14 protein-coding genes are annotated in these 17065 nt (G+C 74.3%); 10 read left to right on the top strand and 4 right to left on the bottom strand.

Annotated elements, in window-relative coordinates; all coding sequences use genetic code 11:
* Positions 1-35: 35 nt before the first annotated feature.
* Positions 36-1058, bottom strand: coding sequence for a cell envelope lipid trafficking protein PgfA (gene pgfA / locus ABTW95_RS27850; protein ID WP_500227828.1), 1023 nt, complete (start codon positions 1056-1058; stop codon positions 36-38).
* A gap of 244 nt (positions 1059-1302) precedes the next feature.
* Here pgfA and nirB point away from each other — a divergent pair, with 244 nt between their 5' ends.
* From nirB to ABTW95_RS27825, 5 genes are all read left to right on the top strand, one after another.
* On the top strand, positions 1303-3804 hold the full coding sequence (gene nirB / locus ABTW95_RS27845) for a nitrite reductase large subunit NirB (protein WP_500227827.1): 2502 nt from the start codon (positions 1303-1305) through the stop codon (positions 3802-3804).
* The gene (locus ABTW95_RS27840; RefSeq protein ID WP_396446770.1) at positions 3801-5273 is read left to right on the top strand and encodes an FAD-dependent oxidoreductase; all 1473 of its coding nucleotides are present in this window, start codon (positions 3801-3803) and stop codon (positions 5271-5273) included. The genes nirB and ABTW95_RS27840 overlap by 4 nt, the downstream gene beginning before the upstream one ends.
* A gap of 83 nt (positions 5274-5356) precedes the next feature.
* The gene (locus ABTW95_RS27835) at positions 5357-6214 is read left to right on the top strand and encodes an amidohydrolase family protein (protein ID WP_396446771.1); all 858 of its coding nucleotides are present in this window, start codon (positions 5357-5359) and stop codon (positions 6212-6214) included.
* A 52-nt stretch (positions 6215-6266) separates the two neighbouring features.
* The gene (locus tag ABTW95_RS27830; protein ID WP_396446773.1) at positions 6267-6560 is read left to right on the top strand and encodes a DUF2470 domain-containing protein; all 294 of its coding nucleotides are present in this window, start codon (positions 6267-6269) and stop codon (positions 6558-6560) included.
* A gap of 344 nt (positions 6561-6904) precedes the next feature.
* Positions 6905-7090, top strand: a complete 186-nt coding sequence (locus ABTW95_RS27825; protein ID WP_396446774.1) for a hypothetical protein — start codon at positions 6905-6907, stop codon at positions 7088-7090.
* A 7-nt stretch (positions 7091-7097) separates the two neighbouring features.
* On the opposite strand, the gene ABTW95_RS27820 is transcribed toward ABTW95_RS27825, so the two are convergent.
* The 3 genes from ABTW95_RS27820 to ABTW95_RS27810 form a co-directional block, all read right to left on the bottom strand.
* Complete coding sequence (locus ABTW95_RS27820) at positions 7098-8516, bottom strand: RNB domain-containing ribonuclease (protein WP_500227826.1); 1419 nt, start codon at positions 8514-8516, stop codon at positions 7098-7100.
* A gap of 42 nt (positions 8517-8558) precedes the next feature.
* A complete protein-coding gene (locus ABTW95_RS27815; protein ID WP_500227825.1) occupies positions 8559-9323 on the bottom strand; it encodes a Crp/Fnr family transcriptional regulator in 765 nt (254 codons plus the stop codon).
* A 216-nt stretch (positions 9324-9539) separates the two neighbouring features.
* The gene (locus ABTW95_RS27810) at positions 9540-10460 is read right to left on the bottom strand and encodes a 5'-3' exonuclease (protein WP_396446778.1); all 921 of its coding nucleotides are present in this window, start codon (positions 10458-10460) and stop codon (positions 9540-9542) included.
* Between the two features lie 99 nt (positions 10461-10559).
* Here ABTW95_RS27810 and ABTW95_RS27805 point away from each other — a divergent pair, with 99 nt between their 5' ends.
* From ABTW95_RS27805 to ABTW95_RS27785, 5 genes are all read left to right on the top strand, one after another.
* A complete protein-coding gene (locus ABTW95_RS27805) occupies positions 10560-11669 on the top strand; it encodes a M24 family metallopeptidase (protein ID WP_396446779.1) in 1110 nt (369 codons plus the stop codon).
* A 366-nt stretch (positions 11670-12035) separates the two neighbouring features.
* On the top strand, positions 12036-13265 hold the full coding sequence (locus tag ABTW95_RS27800; RefSeq protein ID WP_396446780.1) for an ABC transporter ATP-binding protein: 1230 nt from the start codon (positions 12036-12038) through the stop codon (positions 13263-13265).
* The gene (locus ABTW95_RS27795; protein WP_396446781.1) at positions 13262-14584 is read left to right on the top strand and encodes an ABC transporter substrate-binding protein; all 1323 of its coding nucleotides are present in this window, start codon (positions 13262-13264) and stop codon (positions 14582-14584) included. Before ABTW95_RS27800 ends, ABTW95_RS27795 begins: the two co-directional genes overlap by 4 nt.
* Before the next feature lie 11 nt (positions 14585-14595).
* Positions 14596-15984 carry a carbohydrate ABC transporter permease gene (locus ABTW95_RS27790; protein ID WP_396446782.1) on the top strand — a complete coding sequence of 463 codons (1389 nt, stop codon included), beginning with the start codon at positions 14596-14598 and terminating at the stop codon, positions 15982-15984.
* Positions 15981-16922, top strand: coding sequence for a carbohydrate ABC transporter permease (locus ABTW95_RS27785; RefSeq protein ID WP_396446783.1), 942 nt, complete (start codon positions 15981-15983; stop codon positions 16920-16922). Before ABTW95_RS27790 ends, ABTW95_RS27785 begins: the two co-directional genes overlap by 4 nt.
* Positions 16923-17065 lie beyond the last annotated feature (143 nt).

The following is a 17065-nucleotide window of genomic DNA, read 5'->3' as shown; positions in this document are numbered from 1 at the left end:
GCGCTCCGGCCGGGGGCCTACCCGTCCACCCGGGCCTACCCGTCCACCCGGGGGCCGACGGGCCGGGGCCCGTCCGGGACCGCGGGGCCGCGGCGCCGGCGGGAGGACCGCCCGCCGCGGGAGGCCAGCAGCGCCCCGGCCGCGATCAGCAGGACGCCGGCGGCGCCGCCGCACAGCGGCACCACGGTCTTCAGCAGCCGGATCTTCCGGGCGCCGTCCGCGGAGCGGTCCTGCAGCGCCCGCCGCGACTCCGGCGTCATCTTCAGGGTGAAGTCCGCGACGACGAGCCGGCCAGGCCCCTCCTTGGGGCGCAGCGTCGACAGGACGTGCCGCTGCTGGTCGATCGGCGCGCCCGTCCGCGGGTCCACCCAGTACGTCGCCTCGGCCTGGTAGTAGCGGTCCACCGGCACCGCCGGGCCGCCCGCGGGGCGCCCCAGCAGCTCGCCGGGCACGTCCGGCAGCTCCCCGGCGACCCTGGTCTCCGGGATCCGCTGGACGAAGCGGTAGGCGAGCAGGCCGCCGACGCGCTCCCGGCCGTCGAAGACCACCGGCCAGCTGCGCAGCGTGGAGGTGTCGAACAGCTCCAGGCCCTTCTTGCGGACCTGCACCGGCCAGAACAGCCCGATGCCCGACAGCCGGACGCCGGCGTCGCCGTCGATCGCCGCGCCGCAGCAGTTCCGCAGCCGCCCGGTGCGGCGGTCGAACGCGTACCGCTGCTTCTGGAGCTCGATCGTGGTGCCGCGCCCCACGTCCTGCACGACCGTCGTGGAGTCCCACACCGCGACGCCGTCGTGCGCCGACTTCGGGTCGCCGCGGACGGTGTTGGTCGCCACGATCGTCGCGCCCGTCCGCGGCGTCGCCTCCCCGGCGTCGAAGTAGGAGGCGTCGTCGGCGCGCAGCCGGGTCACCTGGTACAGGTCCGCCGGCGCCCCGATCAGCGACGGCGCCACGTAGAAGCGGACGAGGAGCCCGGCGGCCAGCAGGAACGCGCCGAGCCCGATGAGGGACGCACCCATGATCCGCCGCACTGCCGCCTCCCGGCCCACGCTCGGAACCACGCACGAACTTGATATTTCATCTTTTGCGAGTGTCCCGCATCACACCCGCAAAAGAAATGGATCAGCGCCCGAACCCCGCGAAGAGTGTGCCGCCGCCCAGCCGGACCGGTCGTCCGGCGCGGCCCGCCCGCCCGAACCCCTCGTCCGGCCCGCCTCGGGGGCGGCGCCGCGGTGAGCGCCAGTTAACGCGCGGGTCACGCGGGTGATCCATCCGGGAAATACGGGCCGCCCAGCATCGGGGTTCATGGGAGCCGACAGCACAACGGACCGGAGGCTGGTCGTCGCGGGGCACGGACCGGCCGCGCACCGCCTCGTGGAGGCGCTCCGCGCGCGGGACGCCGCCGGGACCTGGACCATCACCGTCATCGGCGAGGAGCCGCGGCCCGCCTACGACCGGGTGGCGCTGACGACCCACCTGGAGGGCGCCGACCTCGCCCACCCCGCGCACGGCCCCGAGGTCGCCGTCCGCACCGGCGAGCGGGTCACCGCGATCGACCGCGCCGCCCGCACGGTCGCCACCTCGGCCGGGGACGCCGTCCCCTACGACGCGCTCGTCCTCGCCACCGGGTCGGCGCCGTTCGTGCCGCCGGTCCCCGGCGCGGACCTGCCCGGCGTGTTCGTCTACCGCACGATCGACGACCTGGACGCCATCCGCGCGTACGCCGCCGGCAAGACCACCGGCGCCGTCGTCGGCGGCGGCCTGCTCGGCCTGGAGGCGGCCCGCGCCCTGCAGGGCCTCGGGCTGCGCAGCGGCGTCGTCGAGGTCGCGCCGTGGCTGATGCCCCGGCAGCTCGACGAGGGCGGCGGCGCGATGCTGCGCCGCCACATCGAGGGCCTCGGCATGGCCGTGCACGTCGGCGTCCCGATCCGCGCCCTGGAGGCGGGCGGGGACGGCGCCGTCCGCCGCGTCGTCCTCGACGACGGCACCGTGGTCGACGCGGAGGTCGTGGTGATCTCCGCCGGCATCCGCCCGCGCGACGAGCTGGCCCGCGGCTGCGGCCTGCCGGTGGGGGAGCGCGGCGGCGTCGCCGTCGACGGGACCTGCCGCACCGAGGACCCCGCGATCTGGGCCGTCGGCGAGTGCGCGTCGGTCGAGGGGACGGTCTACGGGCTCGTCGGGCCGTGCTTCTCCATGGCCGAGGTCGTCGCCGACCGGCTCCTGTCGGACGCCAGCACCGCCGTGTTCGAGGGCGCCGACATGTCGACGAAGCTGAAGCTGATGGGCGTGGACGTCGCCAGCTTCGGCGACCCGTTCGCCGGCCCGGAGCAGGGCGCGCTCGGCGTCACCTACACCGACCCCGTCGCCGGCGTGTACAAGAGGCTCGTCGTCAGCGACGACGCGCAGACCCTGCTCGGCGGCGTCCTCGTCGGCGACGCCGAGTCCTACGGGACGCTCCGCGCCTACGTCGGGGGCGGCCTGCCCGGCCCGCCCGAGCAGATGCTGTTCGGCGGCACCGAGGCCGCCGGCGGCGACCTGCCGGGCGCGACGGTCATCTGCTCCTGCAACAACGTCACCGCCGAGGACATCCGCTGCGCCATCGCGGAGCACTCCCTCACCGACGTGCCCGGCGTTAAGGACTGCACCCGCGCCGGCACGAGCTGCGGCAGCTGCGTGCCCCTGGTGAAGCGGATCCTGGACGCCGAGCTGACCGCCGCCGGGATCGAGGTCAGCAAGGCCATCTGCGAGCACTTCGACTACAGCCGCGCCGAGCTGTTCGACATCATCCGCGGCGGGGGCGTCACCAGCTTCACCCAGCTCGTCGAGGAGCACGGCACCGGCCGCGGCTGCGACATCTGCAAGCCCGCCGTCGCCTCCATCCTGGCCAGCCTCGGCAACGGCCACATCCTGGAGGGCGAGCAGGCCGCGCTGCAGGACACCAACGACCACTTCCTCGCCAACCTGCAGAAGAACGGCACCTACTCGGTCGTCCCGCGCGTCCCCGGCGGGGAGATCACCCCCGAGAAGCTCATCGTGATCGGGGAGGTCGCCCGCGACTTCGGCCTCTACACCAAGATCACCGGCGGGCAGCGCATCGACCTGTTCGGCGCCCGCGTCGAGCAGCTCCCCGAGATCTGGCGGCGGCTCGTCGAGGCCGGGTTCGAGTCCGGCCACGCCTACGGCAAGGCGCTGCGCACGGTGAAGTCGTGCGTCGGGTCCACCTGGTGCCGCTACGGCGTCCAGGACTCGGCCGCCATGGCGATCCGCCTCGAACTGCGGTACCGGGGGCTGCGCGCCCCGCACAAGCTGAAGTCGGCCGTGTCCGGCTGCGCCCGCGAATGCGCCGAGGCGCAGAGCAAGGACTTCGGCGTCATCGCCACCGAGAACGGCTGGAACCTCTACCTCGGCGGCAACGGGGGCATGCGGCCCCGGCACGCGGACCTGTTCGCCACCGACCTCACCGACGACGAGCTGATCCGCTACATCGACCGGTTCCTGATGTTCTACATCCGCACCGCCGACCGGCTGCAGCGCACCGCGAGCTGGCTGGAGTCCCTCGACGGCGGCCTGGACTACCTCCGCGAGGTCATCGTGGACGACCGGCTCGGCATCTGCGCCGACCTCGACGCCGCCATGGCCCGCCACGTCGCGTCCTACTCCGACGAGTGGCGCGACACCCTCGACGACCCCGAGCGGCTCCGCCGGTTCGTGTCCTTCGTCAACGCCCCGCGCACCCCCGACCCGAGCATCGCGTTCGCGGTCGAGCGCGACCAGATCAAGCCGCTCCCGCTGGAGGTGAAGCGATGAGCCCCGCGGCCCGGCCGGGCATCGTGGTCGTCGGAAACGGCATGGCGGGGTCGCGGTTCGTCAGCGAGCTGCGCGACCGCGACACCGCGACCCCCGTCACGGTGTTCGGCGCCGAGACCCAGCGCCCCTACAACCGGGTGCTGCTGTCCAACGTCCTCGCCGGCGTGACCCGGCCCGACCACATCAGCCTGGTCGACGCCGCCTGGTACGCCTCCCACGGCGTGGACGCCCGGCTCGGCGTCGAGGTCACCCGCGTCGACCGCGCCGCCGGGACGGTGCACGCCTCCGACGGGACCGTCACGCCGTACGAGACGCTCGTCCTCGCGACCGGCAGCACCGCGTTCGTCCCGCCGATGCCCGGCCTGCGGGACGGCCTCCCCGAGGGCGCCCTGGTGTTCCGCACCCTGGACGACTGCCGGCGCATCACCGAGCTCGCCGCCTCCGCGCGGCGCGCGGTCGTCGTCGGCGGCGGGCTGCTCGGCATCGAGGCGGCCCGCGGGCTGGCCGGCCGCGGCCTGGACGTCACCGTCCTGCACCTGGCCGGGCACCTCATGGAACGCCAGCTCGACCCCGCCGCCGGCAAGGTCCTCGCCCGCACCCTCGCCGCGCTCGGCATCGGCACCCGGCTGCAGGCCGGCGTCGCCGGGCTGCGCACCGCCGGCGGCGCCGTCACCGGCGTCGAGCTGGCCCGGCCCGGCGGCGGGACCGAGGTCGTCGACGCCGACCTCGTCATCCTGGCCTGCGGCGTCCGGCCCGAGGTGACCCTCGCCCGCGACGCCGGCCTGGCCGTCGGCCGCGCCATCGTCGTGGACGACGAACTGCGGTCGGTCACCGACCCGTCCGTCCGCGCCATCGGCGAGTGCGCCGAGCACCGCGACGAGGTGTACGGGCTCGTCGCGCCCGCCTGGGAGCAGGCCGGCGTCCTCGCCGGGCTGCTCGCCGGCACCGACCCCGCCGCCCGCTTCACCGGCGCCCGGCAGATCACCCGGCTCAAGGCCGCCGGCATCGAGCTGGCCTCGATGGGGGAGACGCACTTCGGCGACGACGACGAGGACGTGGAGGTCGTCCGGTTCACCGACGCCGCCCGCGGCACCTACAAGAAGGCCGTGATCCGCGACGGGCGGCTCATCGGCGCGATCCTGCTCGGCGAGACCGCCGCCGCCGGAACCCTCACCCGGCTCTACGACCGCGCCGCGCCGCTGCCCGCCGAGCGCCTCGGCCTGCTGTTCCCCGGCATGGGCCGCGCCGCGGAGGCCGAGTCGCCGGTGCGGATGCCCGACGCCGCCACCGTCTGCCACTGCAACAACGTCAGCAAGGGGGAGATCCGCGCCTGCTGGCAGGCCGGCGCCCGCACCGCCGCCGACGTCGCCCGCGCCACCCGCGCCGGCACCGGCTGCGGCGGCTGCCGCGACGCCGTCGAGGGCATCGTCGCCTGGCTGGACGAGCAGGACTCCGCCGACGTCGCCTGAACCCGCCGAACCCCGCCGCCGGACCCGCGGTCGCCGAACCCCTGGCGGCGGGGGCGGCCGGGGGCGGTGGGTAGGCTCCGCCCATGCTCGACGGACGTCCGCTGATCGACGCGCACGTGCACGCCGCCCGCCTGCCGACCCTGCCCCCGGCATGGCGGCAGTGGGCCGAGGAGTTCGGCGCGTCCCACCCCTGGCAGGACCTCTACGACGCCGACGGGACCCTCGTCCCCGAGCGGGTCGACGCCCGCTTCGAGGAGGAGGGCGTCGACATCGCCCTGCTGCTGTGCGAGTACAGCCCGAAGACGACCGGCACCCAGCCCATCGAGGACCTGGAGCCGCTCCTCAAGCACAACCCGCGCCGCTTCCGGCCGATCGCCAACGTCAACCCCCACCTGCACTACCCGATCGGCGCCGAGGTCGCACGGCAGCTGGAGTTCGGCGCCGCCGCGCTGAAACTCCACCCCGTGCACGGCGGGTTCAGCGTCGCCGACCCCGACCTGTACCCCGCCTACGAGGTGTGCCGCGACGCGGGCGTGCCCGTCGTCGTGCACTGCGGCACCAGCTCTTTCCCCGGCTCGGCCAACCGGTACGCCGACCCGACGCCCGTCGACGACGTCCTGCGGCTGTTCCCCGGCCTGACGTTCGTCCTCGCCCACGGCGGCCGCGGCTGGTGGTACGACGCGGCCGCGTTCCTCGCGCTGTCCCGCGAGGAGGTGTGGATCGAGCTGTCCGGGCTGCCGCCGCGCCGGCTCCCCGAGTACTACGCCCGGCACGACCTGCGCCGCCTGGCCCGCAAGTTCATCTTCGGCACCGACTGGCCGGGCGTCCCCGGCGTCGCACGCAACGCCCGCGCCGTCGCCGGCCTCGGGCTGGACGAGGAGACGCTGTCCCTCGTCCTCGCCGGCAACGCCCTGCGCGTCTACAAGGGCCTGTCCCTCTGACCCGGCCGACCGCCGGCCGTTTCGCCCCCCGCCCGCGGGAAAGGACTCCTCCATGACCGACCCCGGTCCGTTCACCGAGGACGTCGTGCGGCAGATCATGCGGCACATGAACGACGACCACGCCGCCGACTGCCTCACCATCTGCCGCGCCCTCGGCGGCCGCCCCGGCGCGACCGCCGCCCGGATGACCGGCCTGGACCCCGGCGGCATCGAGTTCGCCGTCAGCGACGGCGGCGCCGAGCACACCGTCCGGATCCCGTTCGGCGAGCGGCTCACCGAGCGCCCGCAGGTGCGGCGCGAGGTCGTCCGGATGACCGAGGAGGCCCGCGCCGCCCTGAGCGGCTGACCTGCCTGGCCTGAACCCGCCGGCGGCGACGTCGCCCGGCTCTGCCGCCTCCCCGGCAGGCCCAGGGCCTGCAGGGGCCGCTGCCGCGCCTTGCCCGACGCCGCGGGCGGGACGCCGCCGAGCAGACCTGGGTCAGCGCCGGGGCCGGGACCGCCTGCCGGCCCGGCGCCGCCGCCACCGCCGGGCTCGGCGGGCACGTCCGCGCCGGCGCCGCCTGACGGCGCGCCCCGCGGGGATTTGGGGCGGGCCGAAAAGGGGATGCGGTTTGGCTCGCGGGCGGGTGGAGATCCGGTAGGCAGCCGCGGGGCCCGCGACGGGCCCCCGACCCCCAACGGAGGCCCGACATGCTCGCGATCGTCGCCGCGATCGTCTTCGCCCTGGCTCTGCTCTTCGACCTCGCCGACGTCTCCTCGGACGCGATCAACAACGGGACGCTGACCGTCCTCGGCCTGCTGCTCATCGCGCTGCACTTCGCCGGCGTCGGCACGTCGGCGAACTGGCGGCCCCGCCGCTACAGCCGCCGCCGCTGACCGGCGGTCACTCGGTGCGGGAGAACCGGACCCGGCGCCGCGCCGGGTCCGCCTCCTCCAGCCGCACCTTCACCTGCTCGCCGAGCGGCAGGTCCGCGCCCTCGCAGCGGCCGAACACCGGCGGCGCCACCAGCTGGACGCGCCCGCCGGTGCGGTCGCCGTTCACGTCCACCACCACCGCGTCGAACACCTCCCCGACGTGGTCGCGCAGCAGCAGCGCCTCGACGAGGTCGACGCAGGCGTGGTCGACGTCGGCGGCCCGGCGCAGCGCCCGCTGCATCGTGTCGGGCAGCCCCGGCAGCGCCTCGCGCGCCCACCCCGGCACCGGGCGCCCCGCCGCCAGCGCCAGGCACACCTCCGTCGCGTACCGGTCCGCCAGCCGCCGGATCGGCGCGGTGACGTGCGCGTACGGGGCCGCCACGGCGGCGTGCCCGGGCTGTGCGGGCGGCGCCCCGTCGAACGCGGTGTAGCCGGCGCCGCGCATCAGCGCCGCCGCGTCGTGCAGGAACGCCGCGTGCCGGGGCAGCGCCGGGTCGAGGGCGCGGACGATGCCGCCGTAGGAGGCGTCCGCCGGCCAGGCGACGCCGAGCGCGCGGGCCGCGATCCGCAGCCGCGCCTCCGCCTCGGCGGGGGGCGGCGGCATCGTGCGCAGCAGCCCGACCCCGCCGTCCAGCATCAGCCGGGCCGCGGCCCGGCCGGTCAGCAGGGAGATCTGCGCGTTCCACGCCTCGGTCGCGAGGTCGCCGCGCAGCTTCACCGCCCAGCCGCCGGCGGCGTGCACGACCTCCTGCTCGGGCAGCGGCAGGCTGACCCCGCCGCGCGCCGCCTCCGCCGCGATGAGCCGCTCGCCGATCTCGCCGAGCAGCGCGATGCGCGGATCCCCGCCGTCGTGGCGGGCGGTGGCGTAGTCGAGGCGGTCGCGGCTGCGGACGACGGCGCGCCGCACGTCCACCCCGGTGATCCGCCCGGCGTCGTCGATGTCGATCGTCCACGTCACCGCGGGGCGGTCGCGGCCCGGCAGCAGGCTCGCGGCGCCCTCCGACAGGGGGCGCGGGTGCAGCGGCGCGCTCGCGTCCGGCAGGTAGAGGGTGACGCCGCGGGTGTGCGCCTCGGCGTCCAGCGCGCCGCCCGGCCGCACGAACCCGGCCACGTCCGCGATCGCGTACCGGACCCGGTGGCCCGGCCCGCGCCGCTCCAGGTGCATCGCCTGGTCCAGGTCCATCGAGCCGGGCGGGTCCAGGGTGAAGAACGGGACGTCGCGCAGGTCGGCCCGGCCGCTGTCGAGGGCCGCGGGCCGCGCGGCCTCGGCGAGGACGGCGGGCGGGAACGGGCCGGGCACCGAGAACTCGGCGCGGATCCGGTGCAGCCCGGCGCGGACCTCGGCGTCGGCCTCGGCGGTACGCAGTCGCAGCGGTCGGCGCGGCACAGAACCGAGCGTACGGGACGGACCCGCCGCACCGATCGGAATCTACAATGTAAAGGCGTCGGGCCGGCCGCGCGCTCCGGGCGAGGGGGCGGGGGCTCCGGCGAACGCCCGCAGGCCGTCCGGGTCCACGACGGTGATCCGCCGCCGGCCGGTGCGCACCAGGCCCGCGTCGCGCAGCACGGCCAGGGCCCGCGCGACCGTCTCCCGGGAGGCGTCCATCCAGCTGCCGAGCTCCTCCTGCGACAGCGGCGGCCCGATCGCGATCTCGCCGCCGGGGCCCGCCGGCGCCCGCCGGGCCGACAGTTCGGCGAGCCCCTCCAGCAGGATGGCCAGCCGCCGCGCGCCCTGAGCCGACACGTGCGCCTGGGCCCGCCGCCCCGCGTCGTCGAGCCGCCGCACGAACGTGCCGCTGACCAGCATCCACACCCGCGGATGCGCGTCGAGGAAGGCGGTGAACCGCGACGCCGGCACGACCAGCGCGCGGATCTCGTCGAGCGCCTGCACCGTCGCCGACCGCTCCCTGCCGCCGAGGACCGCGCTCTCGCACACCAGGTCGCCGGGGCCGCGCACGGCGAGCACCACCGCGTGCCCGGCCGCGCTGGACGAGACGACCTTCGCCCAGCCCGACTCGATGACGACGATGTGGTCGGAGTCGTCGCCCTGGTAGCACAGCGGCGCCCGCGGCCGGTAGGTCCGCGGCCGCCCGGCGTCCCGGAGCGCCGCGCGCTCCCGTCCGTCCAGCGCGTCCCAGAACCCTCCGCCGCGCACCGCGGCGAGGCCGCCGCGGGATGTGGTCCGCTCGCTCACGGCAGTTCCGTTCCGGTCCGGGATGGGGTGAACCGGCACCCGCGGCAGTTGGGGGGAGTGGGGCGGTGAGGCCCAGTGCCGCGGGTACCGGTCGTCTGCACGCGTGTCCGCACGCCTCCAGCAGAACCCGTCACCGCCTCGGATGCTGCACGCCGGAGAACCGCCTGTCTGCGTCTTATGACACTTTTGGCGAAAATTGCAGTGAAATCGCGTGCTTCAGCGCGAAAGAGCATTGAGGAGGCGGTTCACCGGGCTGCCGAGATTCCACCGGTCGGCGAGCTCCACCAGCCTCTCCGCGTCGCGCGGCCCGGCGGGCAGCCGGTCGTCCAGCTCCGCCAGCTCCGGCGCGTCGATGTCGGTGACCACCCGCACCACCGTCTCGGCGGCGGCCAGGTACTCGCGCGCGGCCTCCAGCCGGCGGCGCGCGCCCGCCGGGAACCCCGCGTCGGTGCCCGCGTCCAGCGCCGCGAGGATGCCCTCGACCGACCCGAACCGGGTGACCAGCGCCGCCGCGGTCTTGTCGCCGACGCCCGGCACCCCCGGCAGCCCGTCGCTCGGGTCGCCGCGCAGCGTGGCGTAGTCGCCGTAGCCGCGGCCGGGGATGCCGTACTTGGCCGCGACCTCCTTCTCGCCCATCACCTGCAGGTTCCGGATGCCGCGCGCGGTGTACAGCACGGCGACCGGGCCGCGGTCGTCGACGAGCTGGAACAGGTCGCGGTCGCCGGTCACGATGTCGACCGGTCCCTCGGCGGCGCCGCGCACCGCGAGCGTCCCGATCACGTCGTCGGCCTCGTAGCCGGGGACGCCGGCGCGGGCCAGCCCCACCGCGTCCAGCACCTCGTCGATCAGCGGGAGCTGCGCCTCCAGCGCGTCCGGGGTCTGGTCGCCGCCGTCCGCGGCGACCCGGTGCGCCTTGTAGGACGGCAGCGCCGCCACCCGGAACGCGGGCCGCCAGTCGGCGTCCATGCAGCAGACGAGGCGGTCCGGCGACCGGTCCTGGACGAGCCGCGCGATCATGTCGATCAGCCCGCGCACCGCGTTCACCGGCGTCCCGTCGGGCGCCGTGACCGACTCGGGCACCCCGAAGAAGGCGCGGAAGTACAGCGACGGCGTGTCCAGCAGCATCAACCCGCTCATGGGAGGACATGCTCCCACGCGGGTCCGGCGCCGCGCCGCACCGCCGCTCCTGCGATCCTGGTACCGGCCATCGGACCGGAACGGAGAATGGAGACGGGTGTGACAACGGAGTTGTATCCGCCGGAGCGCATCGGGCGGGTGCGGGAGGCGGTGGCGGAGGCGGGCCTCGGCGCGGTGCTGCTGACGCCCGGCCCGGACCTGCGCTACGTCACCGGCTACGACGCCAAGGAGCTGGAGCGCCTCACCTGCCTCGCGGTGCCCGCCGAGGGGGAGCCGTTCCTGGTCGTCCCGCGGCTCGAACTGCCCGCCGCGCAGGAGTCGCCGGCCGGGGCGCTCGGCATCGAGCTGGTGCCCTGGGACGAGACCGCCGACCCGTACGCGCTCACCGCCGCCCGGCTCCCGGCAGGGCCGGCGAAGGTCGGCGTCGCCGACCGGATGTGGGCGGTCATGGCGCTGCGGTTCCGCGCCGCGCTGCCGGACGCCGAGCAGGTCGCGGCCGGGCCGGTGCTGCGCGAGCTGCGGATGCGCAAGTCCGCCGCCGAGGTCGCGGCGCTGCGCGAGGCGGGCGCGGCGATCGACCGCGTGCACCGCCGCGTCCCCGGCCTCCTCAAGGCCGGCCGCACCGAGCGCGAGGTCGCCCGCGACATCGCCGACGCGATCACCGCCGAGGGCCACGCCCGCGTCGACTTCGTCATCGTCGGCTCCGGCCCGAACGGCGCGAACCCGCACGCCGAGCCGTCCGACCGCGTGATCCGGCCCGGCGAGCCCGTCGTGGTCGACATCGGCGGGACGATGCCGAGCGGCTACTGCTCGGACTCCACCCGCAACTACTGCGTCGGGGAGCCGCCCGCCGAGTACCGCGCCTACTACGCGGTGCTGGAGGAGGCGCAGCGCGCGTCGTGCGCGGCGGTGCGGCCGGGCGCGACGCCCGAGGAGGTGGACGCGGCGGCCCGCGGCGTCATCGCCGCCGCCGGGCACGGCGAGCACTTCTTCCACCGCACCGGCCACGGCATCGGCCTGGAGTCGCACGAGGACCCCTACATCGTCGAGGGCAACCGCGAGCCGCTGGAGCCGGGGATGGCGTTCTCCATCGAGCCGGGCATCTACCCCGGCCCGCACGGCGCCCGCATCGAGGACATCGTCGTGTGCACCGAGGACGGCTTCGAGCCGATGAACACCACCGAGCACGGCTTGGTGATCGTGGACTGACCCGCCGCCGGGGACGGGACGGCGGCGGCGCGGACCGGCCTGCCGTCATCGGGCGCCGGCCTGCCGCCATCGCGCGGCGGCCCGCCGCCGGCGGTCGTCGAACGAGGGTGCGGACCGGTTTTCGGTCCGCACCCTCGCGTCATTGCGGACAGCACAAATTAGGGCGGAAACGGGTCGGTAACGATCTCTGCACCAAATGTGTCAGCGGGCACTGTGCGTATTGCGGTTCGGCCGGTCGGCCATGTACCACCTAGATGCATTGTTACGAGGGGGTAAGCCGGTTTCTTCCGCATCGCGGACCGTCGCGCCGTGCCGGAGCGAGCCCGCGCCCTCCCCGGAGCCGTGCCGTGCAGAAGAGGAGACGCCGTGGCAGAGGTCGACCTGACCAGCGTCGGGAAGGTCTATCCCGACGGCACGCGGGCCGTGACCGACCTGAACCTTCACATCTCCGACGGGGAGTTCCTCGTCCTCGTCGGGCCCTCGGGCTGCGGCAAGACGACCGCGCTGCGGATGGTCGCCGGCCTGGAGGAGATCTCCGAGGGCGAGATCACGATCGGCGGCCGCGTGGTCAACCGCGTCCCGGCCCGGGACCGCGACGTCGCGATGGTGTTCCAGAGCTACGCCCTCTACCCGCACCTGTCGGTGCGCGACAACATCGGCTTCGGGCTGTCGCTGCGCAAGATGCCGAAGGCCGAGATCCGCGAGAAGGTCGACCGCGCCGCGGAGATCCTCGGCCTCACCGAGCACCTGTCCCGCAAGCCCCGCAACCTGTCGGGCGGGCAGCGGCAGCGCGTGGCGATGGGCCGGGCGATCGTCCGGGAGCCGCAGGCGTTCCTGATGGACGAGCCGCTGTCCAACCTCGACGCCAAGCTCCGCGTCCAGATGCGCGCGGAGATCGCCCGCATCCAGCGCGACCTCGGCGTCACCACGATCTACGTCACGCACGACCAGACCGAGGCGATGACGCTCGGCGACCGGGTCGCGGTGATGAAGAAGGGCGAGCTGCAGCAGGTCGCGCCGCCGCAGGAGCTCTACGACCGGCCGGCGAACCTGTTCGTCGCCGGTTTCATCGGCTCACCGGCCATGAACCTGATCCAGGGCACGCTCTCCGGTGACGCGGCGAACCCGCGCCTGGAGATCGGCGGCCAGACCCTGGCGCTGCCGGCCGAGGTGCTGACCGAGCGCCCGGCCCTGGCGTCCCGCCTCGGGAGCGACGTCGTCGTCGGCATCCGCCCCGAGGACATGGAGGACTCCGAGCTGGTGGAGACGCCCGACGGGGCCGGGCTGACCTCCACCGCCGACCTCGTCGAGGCGATGGGGTCGGACGTGCTCGTCCACTTCGCGATCGAGGCGTCCCAGGTCGTCACCGAGGACACCAAGGAACTCGCCCGCGACGCGGGGACCGACGTGCTGGGGACGCTGGACAGCCCCCACACCGACATGGTCGCGCGGTTCAGCCCGCGCACCCGCGTGAAGGTGGGCGACCCGGTGACGATCCGCGTCGACACCGGGCGCCTGCACTTCTTCGATATCGAGTCCGGCGCGGCGATCTGGGGATCGGACGCCGCCGGTCCGCTCAGGGAGGATGAGGAATGAGGGTCAGCAGGCTGATGGGAGCCGCCGTCGCGGCGGGACTGCTCCTGTCATCGGCCGCCGCGTGCGGCGGCGACGACGACGGCGGCAGCGACGGCTCGACGCCCGCCGGCGGGGGGGCGCTGAAGGGCACCACGATCGAGGTCGCCGCCAAGTGGACCGGCCAGGAGGAGGCGAACTTCCGCAAGGTCCTGAAGGCGTTCGAGCAGAAGACCGGGGCGAAGGTCAACTACGCCTCCACCGGTGAGAACACCGACGCCTACCTCGGCCCGCGCATCGAGGCCGGGAACCCGCCGGACGTGGCGATCCTGCCGCAGCCCGGCCTGATGCAGCAGTACGCGCAGAAGGGCGCGCTGAAGCCGCTCGACGAGGACGTCGTCGCGCAGGTCGGGCAGAACTTCTCGCCCTACTGGAAGGAGCTCGGCTCCAGCGGCGGCAAGGCCTACGGCGTGATCGTCAAGGCCGCCTACAAGTCGATCCTGTGGTACCGGCCCGAGGCGTTCGACGAGGCCGGCGTGCAGCCGCCCGCGGCGTGGGCCGACCTGGTCAAGGCGGCCGGCACGCTGCAGGACGCGGGCACCACCCCGTTCACCCTCGCCGCCGGGCCGCAGGACTCCTGGACGCTCACCGACTGGTTCGAGAACGTCTACCTGTCGCAGGCGGGCCCGGAGAACTACGACAAGCTCGCCAAGCACGAGATCAAGTGGACCGACCCGACGGTCGGCAAGGCGCTGGAGACCCTCGCCGAGATCTGGGGCAAGCCCGACTACCTGAACGGCGGCGTCGCCACCGCGACCAAGACCAAGTTCGACGAGTCGGTCACCCAGGTCTTCGGCCAGCAGAAGGCCGCCATGGTCTACGGCGGCGACTTCGCCGCCGCGAACATCTCCACCACCAAGGCCAAGGTCGGCACCGACGCCAAGGTGTTCGCCTTCCCGAAGGCCGGTGACACGCCCCCGGCGATCCTCGGCGGCGACGTCGGCGTCGCGATGAAGGACGGCAAGGGCGCGCAGGAGCTGATGAAGTTCCTCGCCTCCCCGGAGGCCGGCAAGGTCTGGGCCGGGCTCGGCGGCTACCTGACGCCGAACAAGAACGTCCCGCCGGACGCCTACTCCGACCCGATCGCCAAGCAGCTGATCGGCCAGCTGCAGCAGTCCGGTGACGCGGCCCGTTACGACATGTCCGACCTGGCGCCCGCCGCGTTCGGCGCGACGCCCGGCAAGGGCGAGTGGGAGGCGCTCCGCCAGTTCGTGATGCACCCGGACGACGTCAAGGGCACGCAGGCCAAGCTGGAGGCCGAGGCCGCCAAGGCCTACAAGTAGGGAATCCCCTGATGAAGGCTCGGAATGAGGAGGTGCCGCCGGCCGCGACGGCCGGCGGCGCCGCCGCCGTCGACGTACCGGCCGCGCGGCGGCCCGGCGCCCGCCGGGGACGCGAGCGGCTGACCCCGCCGTCCTGGCTGGCCATGGCGTTCCTGCTGCCGGCGCTGCTGCTGCTCGGCTTCCTGGTCGTCTACCCGATCGTCTACTCGGTGATCCGCAGCTTCTTCGACGCCTCGGGCGACGGGTTCGTCGGCGCCGACAACTACACCGGGATCTTCAAGGGGCACAACAACCTCGTCGCGGTGCGCAACACCGCCATCTGGGTCGTGGTGGCCCCGACGATCGTCACCATCGTCGGCCTGGTCTTCGCCGTCCTCACCGAGCGGATCCGGTGGGCGACGGTGTTCAAGCTCGTCGTGTTCATGCCGATGGCGATCTCGTTCCTCGCCTCCGGCGTGATCTTCCGGCTGGTCTACCAGATGGACCCCGACAAGGGCGTCGCCAACGCGGCGCTCGTCGCGATCCACGACACCTTCGCGCAGGGCACCACCTACCCGGGCGCCGGGCCCCGCAACGGCGGGGACGCCCCCGTCCGCGAGGACGGCGGCGCCGTCGTCACGGTGAACTCCTACGGGCCGGGGCAGAGCGCCCTCGTCCCGCTGCTGAAGGTCAAGCAGCAGTACCTGCCGAAGGACGCCAAGCCGGCCGCGCAGCCGCCGGCCGCCAAGCCCGGCCAGCTGACCGGGACCGTGTGGTTCGACTTCACCAGGGGCGGCGGCGGGCAGCAGAACACCCCCAACGCCGGCGAGGTCGGGCTCCCCGGCGTCAAGGTCGAGGCCGTGCGGGACGGCAAGGTGGTCGCCAAGGCCACCACCGGGGACGACGGCACCTTCACGATGAAGAAGGTCCCCGACGGGACGTACACGATCCGGCTGCCCAAGGACAACTTCACCGCCGCCTACCGCGGCGCCGAGTGGCTCGGCAGCACGCTCATCACCCCGGCGATCATCGGGTCGTACCTGTGGGTGTGGTCCGGGTTCGCGATGGTGCTGATCGCCGCCGGGCTCGCCGCGATCCCCCGCGACGCGCTGGAGGCGGCCCGGGTGGACGGAGCCACCGAGTGGCAGGTGTTCCGGCGGGTGACGATCCCGCTGCTCGCACCCGTCCTGATGGTGGTGATGGTGACGCTGGTCATCAACGTCATGAAGGTCTTCGACCTCGTCTACATCATCGGCGGCGGTGATCCGAACGCCAACGTGCTGGCCCTGCAGATGTGGACGGTGTCGTTCGGCGGCGGCAACGACCAGGGCGCCGGCAGCGCCATCGCCGTGCTGCTGTTCGTGCTGGTGCTGCCCGCCATGCTGTTCAACGTCCGGCGACTGCGGCAGGAGCGCAAATGAGCACCGCGGAGAAGGAGGCGAAGGCGCCGGCCGCCGGCGGCGGCAACGGCAACGGCGCGGCGGGCGCGCCGCACCGCGGCGTGGCCGCCCGGATCGTCGGCAGGCTCGGCGGCGGGGCGGCGCAGGCGCTGCTCGTGCTGATCGCGTTGTTCTGGCTCGTGCCGACGCTCGGGCTGCTGGTGGCGTCGCTGCGCTCCAACGAGGACAACAACGCCAGCGGCTGGTGGAACGTCTTCGCCAAGCCCACCGAGCTGACCATGCAGTCCTACAGCTCGCTGCTGGACAAGGGCGACTTCGTCGACTCGTTCTGGAACACGGTGCTGATCACCGTCCCGGCGACCGTGCTGGTGGTGGTGATCGCCGCGCTCGCGGCCTACGCGTTCGCGTGGATGGAGTTCCCCGGGCGCGACTGGCTGTTCATCCTCGTGGTGGCGCTGCTGGTGGTGCCGATCCAGGTCGCGCTGATCCCGGTCGCCAAGCTGTACGGGGCCATCGAGTTCGGCGGGTTCCACATGTTCGGGTCGATCGCCGGCGTGGTGCTGTTCCACGTCGCGTTCGGCCTGCCGTTCGCCATCTTCCTGCTCCGCAACTTCTTCGCGGCGATCCCCCGGGACCTGCTGGAGGCGGCGCGGATGGACGGCGGGTCGGAGTGGACGATCTTCCGCCGGGTGATCTTCCCGCTGGGCGGCCCGGCGATCGCCTCGCTCGGCATCTTCCAGTTCCTGTGGGTGTGGAACGACCTGCTGGTCGCGCTGGTGTTCGCCGACACCGAGTCGCAGCCGATGACCAAGTGGCTGCAGTCCCAGATGCGGCAGTTCACCGGCAACATCGACATCCTCGCGCCCGGCGCGTTCCTGTCGCTGATCGTCCCGCTGATCGTGTTCTTCGCCTTCCAGCGCTACTTCGTCCAGGGCGTCCTGGCCGGGTCGGTGAAGTAGCCGGCGCGGCGGACGCGCACCTCGCGGCGACGCCCCCCGGCCCGCGCGGGCCGGGGGGCGGCGCCGCGTCCGGGGCCGGGGCGACTTGCGCAGGGTCGCGGCGGCGTGCCGGGCCGCGGCGGCGGGGTGGCCGGTGGCCCGGC

Source organism: Spirillospora sp. NPDC127506 (assembly GCF_040302145.1).
GTDB lineage: Bacteria > Actinomycetota > Actinomycetes > Streptosporangiales > Streptosporangiaceae > Spirillospora.
Note: the sequence above shows the minus strand (reverse complement) of the source record. Positions and strands in the feature narration are given on the sequence as shown.

Excerpts from the sequence above, each read along its gene's own strand:
- ABTW95_RS27825 (WP_396446774.1), top strand. The coding sequence starts at position 6,905 with ATGCTCGCGATCGTCGCCGCGATCGTCTTCGCCCTGGCTCTGCTCTTC.
- ABTW95_RS27835 (WP_396446771.1), top strand. The coding sequence starts at position 5,357 with ATGCTCGACGGACGTCCGCTGATCGACGCGCACGTGCACGCCGCCCGC.
- ABTW95_RS27795 (WP_396446781.1), top strand. The coding sequence starts at position 13,262 with ATGAGGGTCAGCAGGCTGATGGGAGCCGCCGTCGCGGCGGGACTGCTC.
- ABTW95_RS27840 (WP_396446770.1), top strand. The coding sequence starts at position 3,801 with ATGAGCCCCGCGGCCCGGCCGGGCATCGTGGTCGTCGGAAACGGCATG.
- ABTW95_RS27790 (WP_396446782.1), top strand. The coding sequence starts at position 14,596 with ATGAAGGCTCGGAATGAGGAGGTGCCGCCGGCCGCGACGGCCGGCGGC.
- ABTW95_RS27810 (WP_396446778.1), bottom strand. The coding sequence starts at position 10,460 with ATGAGCGGGTTGATGCTGCTGGACACGCCGTCGCTGTACTTCCGCGCC.
- nirB (WP_500227827.1), top strand. The coding sequence starts at position 1,303 with ATGGGAGCCGACAGCACAACGGACCGGAGGCTGGTCGTCGCGGGGCAC.
- ABTW95_RS27785 (WP_396446783.1), top strand. The coding sequence starts at position 15,981 with ATGAGCACCGCGGAGAAGGAGGCGAAGGCGCCGGCCGCCGGCGGCGGC.
- ABTW95_RS27830 (WP_396446773.1), top strand. The coding sequence starts at position 6,267 with ATGACCGACCCCGGTCCGTTCACCGAGGACGTCGTGCGGCAGATCATG.